Here is a 10,117-nt window from a genome sequence, read left to right on the forward strand (position 1 = left end):
GGCAAGAACGCGGTAGCGAGTGCTCACCCACTGGCCACCGACGCCGGCATGGAAATCCTCGCGAAAGGCGGCAATGCCTACGACGCCGCCATCGCCGTGGCGGCGGCACTGGCGGTGGTAGAGCCCTACTCGGCCGGCATGGGCGGTGGCGGCTTCTGGCTGCTGCACCGGGAAAGTGACGGCCTGCAGACCTTCGTGGACGCCCGGGAAACCGCCCCGGATGCGGCCATCCCCACCATGTACCAGGATCGCGACGGCAAGGTGGTGCGTGACTGGGCCCTGAACGGCCCGAGCGCCGCCGGCATCCCCGGCCAGGCCGCCGCCTTTGTGCATCTGGCGGACAACTACGGCAAGCTGCCCCTGAAGACCTCACTGGCACCGGCCATCCGGCTGGCCAAGGAGGGGTTCGAGGTGGAAGCGCATTACCGCAAACTGGCCGGTTACCGGGAGGATGTGCTCAACCGCTTCCCCGAAGCCGCCGCCATCTTCCTGCACAACGGCAAAGTGCCCCCCGCTGGCCATGTGATCAAGCAACCGGATCTGGCCCGGGTACTGACCCTGCTGGCCGAGAAAGGCAAGGCCGGTTTCTACCAGGGCGAGGTCGCCCAACAACTGGTGGAAGGGGTGGAACAGGCCGGAGGCATCTGGACCCTGGAAGACCTGGCCAACTACGACGTGATTGAGCGCTCACCCACCGTGAGCACCTTCAAAAATGCCCGTATCGTTTCTGCACCGCCGCCCTCCGCCGGCGGCATTGTGATGGGCCAGGCCCTCAACATCCTCAGCCAGTTCGACGGCGAGCCGGACACTCACCTGATCGTGGAAGCCATGCGCCGAGCCTACCAGGACCGGGCCCGCTACCTGGGCGATCCGGACTTTGTGGATATCCCTGTGGATAAACTGTTGAGCAGCGATTACGCCAAACAGCGAGCCAGCACCATCAACCTGGATGAAGCCACCCCCAGCCATACCCTGGGCGAGCCCCTGAGCGTAGAAGAGGGCTTCCATACCACCCACCTGTCGGTGCTGGACAAGGCCGGCAACCGGGTCGCCGCCACCCTGAGCATCAATCTGCCCTTTGGCAGCGGCTTCGTGCCGCCGGGCACCGGCGTCCTGCTCAACAACGAAATGGATGATTTCTCCGCCAAACCCGGCGTCCCCAACGCCTACGGTCTGGTGGGTAGCGAGGCCAATGCCATCGCTCCCGGCAAGCGGCCCCTGTCATCCATGACGCCTACCTTCGTGGAATTCGACGACCGCGTGGCCATCCTCGGCACCCCCGGCGGCAGCCGTATCATCACCATGGTCATGCTGGGCGTGCTGGAAGCGGCCAACGACCAGCCCGTGGATGCCTGGGTCAACCGGGTCCGGTTCCATCACCAGTACCTGCCCGATGAAGTGCAGGCAGAACCGGAATTTGTCGGCAGCGAGGCCGCCAAGGAACTGATGCTGCGCGGCCACCATGTGGTCTCCACCGGCCGCGATTACGGCAACATGCAGGCGATCCTGTGGCGCAAGGGCAGCAATGAGGTCACCGCCGCCAGCGATCCCCGCGGCATAGGCAGCGCCGCCGTCAGCGGGCAGGCACCGCTGAAGAAAACCGGCACGGATTAAGTCACAAAGGAACCTGTCACCATGAAAGGACTTCTGCTGTTGAGCTTCGCCGCACTGCTGGCCGCTTGTAGTGAGAGGGCGGTCTACGACAACCTCCAGCACAACAACCGCCTTCAGTGCGACAGGGTGCCGTTATCGGAATACGATGCCTGCATGGAGCGGGCCAGCAAGCCCTATGACGACTATGAAAGGGAACGCCGGGAATTGAACGACTAGCCCCCACGCTGGCCTGGCAGCCGGTTTCCGGTTAGCGTGGCTCCTTCCCATGACTGCGACTGGAGCCGCCATGTCTGCCCTGTTTGCTACCGACCTTCCCCTGATTCAGGCCCCCATGGCCGGCGTGCAGGACTGGCGCCTGGCCGCGGCAGTGTGTGAGGCCGGCGGACTGGGATCCGTGCCGGCGGGGATGCTCAGTGCCCAGGGGCTGGAAGAACAACTGACGCAACTGTCTGCCGCCACCAACCAACCCTGGAATGTGAATTTTTTCTGCCACACGGCTCCGGCGCCAGACCCGGCAGGGGAGCAGCGCTGGGTGGACGCCCTGCAGCCTTTCTATGAGGAATTCGCAGCGGATACCTCGGCCATTGCTAGCGGCCCCTCCAGGCAACCCTTCGACGAAAACAGCGCGGCGGTGCTGGAACGGTTTCGCCCGGCGGTGGTGAGCTTCCATTACGGCTTGCCGGCCCCGGCCTTGCTGGCGCGGGTAAAAGCCACTGGGGCCCGGGTGCTGTCCAGCGCCACCACGGTGGAAGAAGCCCTCTGGCTGGCAGAGCACGGTGCCGACGGGGTGATTGCCCAGGGGCTGGAGGCCGGCGGCCATCGGGGCCATTTCCTCAGTGACGACCTCAGCCTGCAGCAGGGCACCTTCAGCTTGCTGCCACAGATTTGCGACGCCATTTCCCTGCCGGTGATCGCCGCCGGCGGCATTGCCACCCCGGCAGGGGTCCGGGCCGCCCGCGCGCTGGGCGCCAGCGCCGTTCAGGTGGGCACGGCCTACCTGCTGTGCCCGGAGGCCACCACCAAGGCCGTGCACCGGCAATGGCTGCAGAGTGAACGCGCCCGGCATACGGCCCTGACCACAGTGTTTTCCGGGCGTCCCGCCCGGGGCATGGTTAACCGGCTGATGGAAACGCTTGGCCCTATGCCGGAAGCCGTGCCGGCCTTCCCGTTGGCTGGCAATGCCATTGGCCCGTTACGCGCGTCAGCGGAAGCGCAGGGGAGCGGGGACTGCTCGCCGTTGTGGGCGGGGCAGTTTGCCAGCGGTTGCAGGGAAATGCCGGCGGCAGAGCTAACCCGATGGTTAGCCGAGGGCTGGGATTAAGGAGTCTCTGGAAACGGTTTTTCTACTGTGGGAAGCGATGCTTGCATCGCGAATAGCGGTGACCCTTCGCGATGCAAGCATCGCTTCCCACAAAAAGATCAAGATTGGTGGGCGTTTTTCAGGGGCTCTCTGGTTTGCCGTTTACCTGGCGAGCGGGCTCATGAAGTCTTCGCCATGCAAGCATAGCTGCAACAAAATCAGCCAAGGCAGCGTCTTCTATGGCCCGATTTAACCTTGCAGGTTGCGGGGCAGCGGTCAGAATCGACATCCTGTTTACCGGTCATGCCGGTGTGAGACTTGCCCGGCCCGCTGCCGGGCCCCAGCGGAGTGCTTTACATGCAGCGTATCGAGATTACCAAGACCTTCCCGTTTTCCGTGGACAAGCTGTTCGACTTTCTCAGTGACCACGAAAACCTGGAAGTGATTTTCGCCCCGGCCAAGATCAAGCGAGTGAAGCCCGGCATCGACAGCCCCAACGGCGTGGGCTCCACCCGTCGCATGCGCATCCTTATCGCACCGCCTTTCGAGGAAACCGTCACCAAGGTCGTGCCGAACGAACTGATCGAGTACAAGATCAGCAAGGGTAGCCCCCTGAAGAACCACAAGGGCACCATGCGCTTTTCCGAAAACGGCGATGGCGGCAGCCAGCTGCACTACGTGATCGAATTTGAAGGCAAGCTGCCCCTCATCGGCCCGGCAGTGAAAGCCGGCCTGGGTCAGGCCATCAGCCGTGGGCTGAACAAGCTGAAGCTGTAAGGCAGCACTCTGTAGGAGCCATGCTCGCATGGCGAACTCTCTTTGAATCGCCATGCGAGCATGGCTCCTACAGAAGTTTTCAGACATAAAAAAACGCCGGCACCCTTGCTTGCACAGATGCCGACGTTGAACGGTTGCGACAGTGATTAACCTGGCTTAGAACGTATAATTCAGACTCAGGTTTGCGTTGGTCGGTGCACCGTAGTAGCTCTGACCAAAGTACCGCAAGCTGCTCAGATACTTTTCGTCGGTCACGTTGTTCACTCGCAGTTTGGCGTTGAAGTTATCAGTGAAGTCATAGCCTGCCATCAGGTTAACCAATGCATAACTTTCCTGTTTTGATTCATTACCGCCGCTGGTGTTAGTCACCGTACTCTGCCAGTTAACGGTCATGCCCACCTTCAGTTTCTCCAGGCCGGCCGGACGATAGGTAGTCGCCAGTGTGAAGGTTTCTTCAGGAATATAGGTTCTCAGCTCATTGCCTTCATCATCATCCTCAATGTCCAGATAGGAGTAGCCAGCTGAAATATTCCAGTTCTTCATAACCTCACCGGACACCTCGGCTTCATAGCCCCCGCTATCGAAGTCCTCTCCCCGGTATTCGGCTATCGGTGTGCCGTTGTCAATTTCCTCTGCCACGTTTTTCTGTTCGGTTTCGAATGCCACCAAAGAGGTATTCAGGCGGCCCTGGAACCATTCGCTCTTCAGGCCATACTCGATATTGACACCCTCGATCGGCTCCAGACGGTTGCCGTCCGGCTTCTGTTCCGTTTGCGGATTGAAGATAGTGGTATAGCTGGTGTACAGAGAATGCTGCTCGGTCAGATCAAAGATCACGCCGGCATAGGGAACCCATTCAGAGGCACTGGCGGTGCGGGTAGCGCCGTAGGCTTCACCCTCGCTGTCCACATCCTGATAACGGGCACCAACCACTGCGGTCAGCGGGTCCGCCAGATTCAGGCGGGTGGCCAGATAGCCGCCCAGGTAACGATCGACCCAGTCACTGCCTTCTTGCTCCCCGTCAAAGGCTGGCTCAGGGAAGTCCCCGGTGAACACTTGCTCCGAATCAATCGGTGTAAAGCGCGAACCGCCGAAATCAGCAAAAATGGACTTTTCTTTAGGGCGGACTTTGCCACGATTAAAGCCGATGACCATTTCATGGACACGCCCACCGACCTCATAGGGCCCCCGGGCAGACAGGTCAACGGTTTCCTGTCGTTCATAGCTCTGGAACTTGCTGGGGTAGGCAAACATGCCATCCAGATCACGGGTGGGGTTACCGAACAGGTAGAGCAACTTCGAGTCGCCCACCCATTTACGGTATTGATAAACCGCTTTGCCTTCCCAGCCATTATCAAATTGGTGGGCCAGTTCGACAAAGGCGTCTTCCTTGACCGTATCCCAAAAGGCCCAATCGGCCCCTGTGCTGGTAGAGACGCTAAAGTCTGTGGGGGTGCCATCCGCGTAGAACAGCGGCAAGGAACCCCACATGTTCTGGTCCGCGTTATCTTCCTGGCGGGAATAGCCAACGGTGAACAAGGTGCTCTCAGTCAAATCTGCTTCAACCACACCATAGAGGACGCCACGCTCTTTTTCATACCGGTCCAGGTAGGAGTTCCCATCCCGGTACGCGGTCACCACACGTGCCCGGACATTATCGGTCAGACTACCTGATACATCGCCATCGGCGCGGTAGGTGTCCCAGGAGCCTCCGGTCAAACCGATAGACGCGCGCGCATCACGGGTGGGACGCTTGCGGACAAAGTTCACCACGGCGGAAGGCTCGCCCGCTCCAGCCATCAGACCATTGGCACCACGAATCACTTCCACACGCTCAAACAACGCGGTATCCAACTCACCGCGCACGCCGGGACGACCGGAAGGCGAACCCACACCATCATATTTAAAGGTATCGATATCAAAACCGCGGGCATTGTATTCAGACCGATCAGTTTCGTATTTCTGCACGGTAATACCGGTGGTATTGGCCAACACATCATTTATTGTGTTTTGGCCGAAATCATCCATTTCCGTGCGGGTGGTCACGGACACGGATTGCGGCGTTTCACGTAAGCTCATGGAAAGACCTGTCGCACTGGAGACAGGCTTTTTGGGAGCATAGCTTTCGGTATCGTTGGCTACCTCACCAGACGCAGAAGCACCGACAGTGATTTCGCTCAGCTCATGAGCAGACGCATCCGTCTTGTCCGCCTGGAGGACAGGCGATAGCAGCAACAGCGAGGCGTTTATCGCCCCGAAAAGAATTCGATTTCCCATGGAAAGCCCCAGTCAGTTCACACATATTCGGCTTCGGCTGACAGAGTGTTCTCTGCCCCCAACAGTGATACGGGCCGAAACTGGCTGGGGATGGTAATGAATCTGATAACGATTCTCAATAGTGTTATTGACTGATGCCCTCATCCTGTGAGAGCAGAGACTGCAATTCCGCCCGGCCACGCTGATTGGCCTCTACCAGCTTGTCGCCGTCGTGCTGGTGCTCGACCTGCTCGCGCAACAGGTTTTCATCCAGCTCGCGGAAGCTACGCACCAGGTCGATGGCGGTGGATTCCGGCACACCCAGCTGCATCAGGGTCACACGGGTACTGAGCAGGGCGGACTCGAACGTTTCCCGGATCACCTGATCAACCCCCAGGGCATGGAGCTTGTAGGCGTGGAAGCGGTCCCGGGCCCGGGCCACGATGGTCACGTCGGGGAAATGGTGGCGCACCAGCTCCGCGGCCTTGAGCGAGTCATCCACATCATCCACCGCCAGCACCAGTACCCGAGCGTGTTCCAGCCCGGCATTGCGTAACAGGTCCAGGCGGGTCACATCACCGAAGTACACTTCGTTGCCGTAGCGGCGCAGCATGTCGATTTCGTCCGGGTCGGAATCCAGGGCGGTGAACGGGATCTTGCGGGCCACCAGGATCCGCGCGGTGATCTGCCCGAAACGCCCCAGGCCAGCGATCACCACCCGCGGGTGATGGTCGGGCATGTCTTCCGCTTCCAGGTCCGGGCGCGAGGTGCTCTTGCTGCGCTCTGGCCACAGTAGGGTGACCAGTTTCAGCAGCAGCGGGGTGGCGGCCATGGACAGGGCCACCACCAGGTTGAGCTGGCCCACCAGGGTGCTGTCCAGCAGGTTCAGGGCCTGGGCCTGGGTGAACAGCACAAAGGCAAATTCACCGCCCTGGCAGAGCAGGATGCCGAACAGGGCGGTGTTGCGCCATTCCACCCCACGCACCCGGCTGATCACCGCCAGCACCAGAGCCTTCAGGCCCAACAGCACCAGCAGATAGAGGGCGATGTCCCCCGGGCTTTCGACCAGCAAACGCAGATCCATGGTCATGCCGATGGCCAGGAAGAACAGCCCCAGCAACAGACTCTTGAAGGGCTGGATATCCGTTTCCAGTTGCTCCCGGTAGGGCGAGTTGGCCAGCAGAACCCCGGCCACGAAAGCCCCCAGGCCCATGGACAGTCCCAGATGCTCCATCAGGGCGGCGGCGCCCAGCACCAGCATCAGGGCACTGGCGATCATCAACTCCCGGTTGCGCAGTTTCGCCAGCCAGCCCAACCAGGGATTGAGGGCGTACTTGCCCGCCAGCACCATGGCCACCAATGCCACCAGACCGGCCAGCAACTGCGGGCTGTCCTCACCGGCCTGGGTGCCGGCCAGCAGGGGCAACAGCAGCAGGATGGGGATGACCGCCAGATCCTGGAACAGCAAAATGGAGAACGCGGAACGGCCCTGGGGTGTACCCAGCTGATTGTTTTCCACCAGCATCTGTACCACAAAGGCGGTGGAGGACAGCGCCAGGGTGAAGCCGATGGCCAGGCTCACGCTGGTCTCGAAGCCCAGCAGCAAAAAGGCCCCCGCCAGCAGCGCGGCACTGAGCAGCACCTGGCTGGCCCCCAGTCCCACCAGCCGGCGCCGCTGCGCCCACAGTTGTTGCGGTGCCAGTTCCAGCCCCACCAGAAACAGCATCAGCACCACACCAAGCTCGGCGAAGTGCAGCACGTCGGTGCCGCCGCTGACCAGCGCCAACCCCAGCGGGCCCACGGCGATCCCCGCCGCCAGATAGCCCAGAATGCTGCCCAGCCCCAGTCGCTGGAACAGGGGCAATAACAACAGGGTCGCCGCCAGCAGCACCAGCGCCTGAGAGAAAAAGCCTTCCACGATGATCTCCTTTTTCTGATCCGCTCATGCTAGCGGATTTACCCATGAGCCGTTGTTAAAAAGCGCTATCGGTTGCCGTGCACCAAAATTGCCCAACCATCGCCAAAGCCTTACCATGCGCGCTCTTTATTCGCCCCGGAATAGTGCGCGAGATGAGTGAACAGAATGACCGGCTGCGCCAGCAACTGGTCGGCGGCCTGTTGCGGCAACTGCATCTGGATGTGATGAGCCAGCGGTTTAATCCCCGCCTGGTGCTGGCGCTGTTCAATCTGGTCAACGGCGGGTTGAGCATTGCCCTGATCGCCATCGTGGCACTGATTACCCAGCAGTCCTTTATCTTCCCCTCTCTCGGCGCCACTGCCTTTCTGCTGTTCCACCTGCCGCTGGCGGAAGCGGCCTCACCGCGCAATGTACTCAGCGGTCACGTGATCGGCGCCCTGTGCGGTTGGGCCGCCCTGTGGGTATGCGGGCTGCACGATGCCCCCGCCGCCTTTCTGACCGGGGTGGAATGGCCACGAGTGGTGGCCGCCAGCCTGTCGCTGGGCTTTACCAGTGCGCTGATGATCCTGTTCCGGGTCGCCCACCCACCGGCCGGAGCCACGGCGCTGATTGTTTCCCTGGGGCTGATGCACGAGCTGCAGCAACTGCCGGTGCTGATCAGCGCCGTGGCCCTGCTGGTCACCCAGGCCTTCATCATCAACCGGTTGGCCGGCATTCCCTATCCGCTGTGGCGCAGTCGCAAGCAGAGCACCTGAGCCACTTTCGTAATGAGAATTACTTTTATTCCTGTTAGACTGCTGCGCTCAGTCTGATCGTCACAGGTGCATCATGCGCGCAATTCTGGTGGTTCTTCATCGCTGGTTCGGCCTTTTTATTGCCGGCTTTCTGATTATTGCCGGCCTGACCGGGGCGCTGATTTCCTGGGACCACGAGCTGGACGAGTGGCTCAACCCACACCTGTTCGAGAGCCAGAGCGAAGGGCAACCGCTGCCCATGCTGGAACTGGTGGACCGGGTGGAGCAGGCCGACCCCCGGGTACGCGCCAGCTTTTTCAATCTGCAACCGGAACCCGGCCACAACGCAGAAATCTGGGTAGACGCCAAAGTGAATCCGGACACCGGGCGCCGCTATGAGCTGGACTATGACCATGCCTTCGTGGATCCGGTCACCGGCGAGATCGTCGGCAAACGCCTGTGGGGAAAGATTTCCCTGCACCCGGAACACCTGATGTCGTTCCTCTACAAGCTGCACTTCACCCTGCATCTGCCGGAGTGGAAGGGCATTGATCGCTGGGGCATCTGGCTGATGGGCGCCGCCGCCATGGTGTGGCTGTTCGATACCTTTATCGCCATGGCACTGACCCTGCCGCGTAAGCGCCGTACCCAAAAGCCCGCTGGCAAGAGCTGGCTGCAGCGCTGGAAACCGGCCTGGATGATTCGTCGCGGCGCCGGGGCCTACAAACTGAATTTTGACCTGCATACGGCGGTAGGGCTGTGGGTGTTCGGCCTGCTACTGATTCTGGCGTTCACCTCCTTCTCCCTGAACCTGTACCGGGAAATCTTCTACCCGGTCATGTCCATGGTCTCCGAGACGACCCCCGGGCCTTTCGAGACCCGTACCCCCACCGCACTGCATGACCCGGTAGAGCCGCAGGTAAGCTGGCCGGCCCTGTTCGATAAAGCGCGCACCGAAGCGGATAACCGCCAGTGGCAAGAGCCCATCGGCGATACCTTCTACAGCGACAACTTTGCCGTGTTCGGGGTGCGCTTCTATTACCCGGGCGAAGACCACGACAGCGGCGGCATGAAAGTGAAAAGCCTCTACTACGACGGCAAGAACGGCGACCTGATCGGCGATGAAGTCCCCTGGCAGGGCACCGCCGCCGACATCTTCAACCAACTGCAGTTCCCGCTGCACTCCGGTCGCATCGCCGGCATGCCGGGGCGTATCATCGTGTCGATCATGGGCATTGCCGTGGCCATGCTCTCTATCACCGGCGTGGTGATCTGGTGGAAGAAACGCAAGGCGCGGGTGGCGAGTCGCAAACGAAAAAAGCAAGCAGCCATGACAGCCACCACCGCGTCCTGACCGCAGCACCTGTAGGAGCACCTCTCGAGGTGCGAACCGCGCGCCAGCGCGGAAATCGTCCACAGGACGATCAGGAATATCAACGCTCGACAGATTTGAGAAAGGAGAGGCGAGCAACATAAACGTTGTCGCCTCGCTTCGCGAGGTTCGCACCTCGAGAGGTG

At 61.0% G+C, this 10,117-nt stretch carries 8 protein-coding genes; 6 read left to right on the plus strand and 2 right to left on the minus strand.

The window, feature by feature from the left end; genetic code table 11:
- The 4 genes from ggt to HUJ17_RS16165 form a co-directional block, all read left to right on the plus strand.
- Positions 1–1,614, plus strand: a 1,614-nt coding sequence (ggt, locus tag HUJ17_RS16150; RefSeq protein WP_290511653.1) for a gamma-glutamyltransferase, incomplete at its 5' end; no start/stop codon positions are given.
- Positions 1,615–1,635: 21 nt separating this feature from the next.
- On the plus strand, positions 1,636–1,830 hold the full coding sequence (locus HUJ17_RS16155; protein WP_290511654.1) for a hypothetical protein: 195 nt from the start codon (positions 1,636–1,638) through the stop codon (positions 1,828–1,830).
- Positions 1,831–1,900: 70 nt separating this feature from the next.
- The gene (locus tag HUJ17_RS16160; protein ID WP_290511655.1) at positions 1,901–2,935 is read left to right on the plus strand and encodes a nitronate monooxygenase; all 1,035 of its coding nucleotides are present in this window, start codon (positions 1,901–1,903) and stop codon (positions 2,933–2,935) included.
- Between the two features lie 336 nt (positions 2,936–3,271).
- Positions 3,272–3,691 (plus strand): SRPBCC family protein, encoded by a 420-nt coding sequence (locus HUJ17_RS16165; RefSeq protein WP_300150913.1) that lies wholly within the window; start codon positions 3,272–3,274, stop codon positions 3,689–3,691.
- Between the two features lie 156 nt (positions 3,692–3,847).
- Here the strand turns inward: HUJ17_RS16165 and HUJ17_RS16170 are convergent, their stop codons facing one another.
- Entirely contained in the window at positions 3,848–5,770 is a 1,923-nt protein-coding gene (locus HUJ17_RS16170) for a TonB-dependent siderophore receptor (protein ID WP_290511656.1), read from the minus strand.
- 322 nt (positions 5,771–6,092) lie between these two features.
- Positions 6,093–7,865, minus strand: coding sequence for a monovalent cation:proton antiporter-2 (CPA2) family protein (locus HUJ17_RS16175; protein WP_290511657.1), 1,773 nt, complete (start codon positions 7,863–7,865; stop codon positions 6,093–6,095).
- 152 nt (positions 7,866–8,017) lie between these two features.
- Here HUJ17_RS16175 and HUJ17_RS16180 point away from each other — a divergent pair, with 152 nt between their 5' ends.
- Positions 8,018–8,620 (plus strand): HPP family protein, encoded by a 603-nt coding sequence (locus HUJ17_RS16180; RefSeq protein ID WP_290511658.1) that lies wholly within the window; start codon positions 8,018–8,020, stop codon positions 8,618–8,620.
- A gap of 73 nt (positions 8,621–8,693) precedes the next feature.
- The gene (locus tag HUJ17_RS16185; protein ID WP_290511659.1) at positions 8,694–9,953 is read left to right on the plus strand and encodes a PepSY-associated TM helix domain-containing protein; all 1,260 of its coding nucleotides are present in this window, start codon (positions 8,694–8,696) and stop codon (positions 9,951–9,953) included.
- The last annotated feature ends 164 nt before the right edge of the window (positions 9,954–10,117 follow it).

The sequence above is a fragment of the Alcanivorax sp. genome, from assembly GCF_014762765.1.
GTDB lineage: Bacteria > Pseudomonadota > Gammaproteobacteria > Pseudomonadales > Alcanivoracaceae > Alcanivorax.

What these genes read in the sequence shown, in the direction of transcription:
- HUJ17_RS16170 (WP_290511656.1), bottom strand. Translation starts at nt 5,770, where the DNA reads ATGAGCTTACGTGAAACGCCGCAATCCGTGTCCGTGACCACCCGCACG.
- HUJ17_RS16185 (WP_290511659.1), top strand. Translation starts at nt 8,694, where the DNA reads ATGCGCGCAATTCTGGTGGTTCTTCATCGCTGGTTCGGCCTTTTTATT.
- HUJ17_RS16155 (WP_290511654.1), top strand. Translation starts at nt 1,636, where the DNA reads ATGAAAGGACTTCTGCTGTTGAGCTTCGCCGCACTGCTGGCCGCTTGT.
- HUJ17_RS16160 (WP_290511655.1), top strand. Translation starts at nt 1,901, where the DNA reads ATGTCTGCCCTGTTTGCTACCGACCTTCCCCTGATTCAGGCCCCCATG.
- HUJ17_RS16165 (WP_300150913.1), top strand. Translation starts at nt 3,272, where the DNA reads ATGCAGCGTATCGAGATTACCAAGACCTTCCCGTTTTCCGTGGACAAG.
- HUJ17_RS16180 (WP_290511658.1), top strand. Translation starts at nt 8,018, where the DNA reads ATGAGTGAACAGAATGACCGGCTGCGCCAGCAACTGGTCGGCGGCCTG.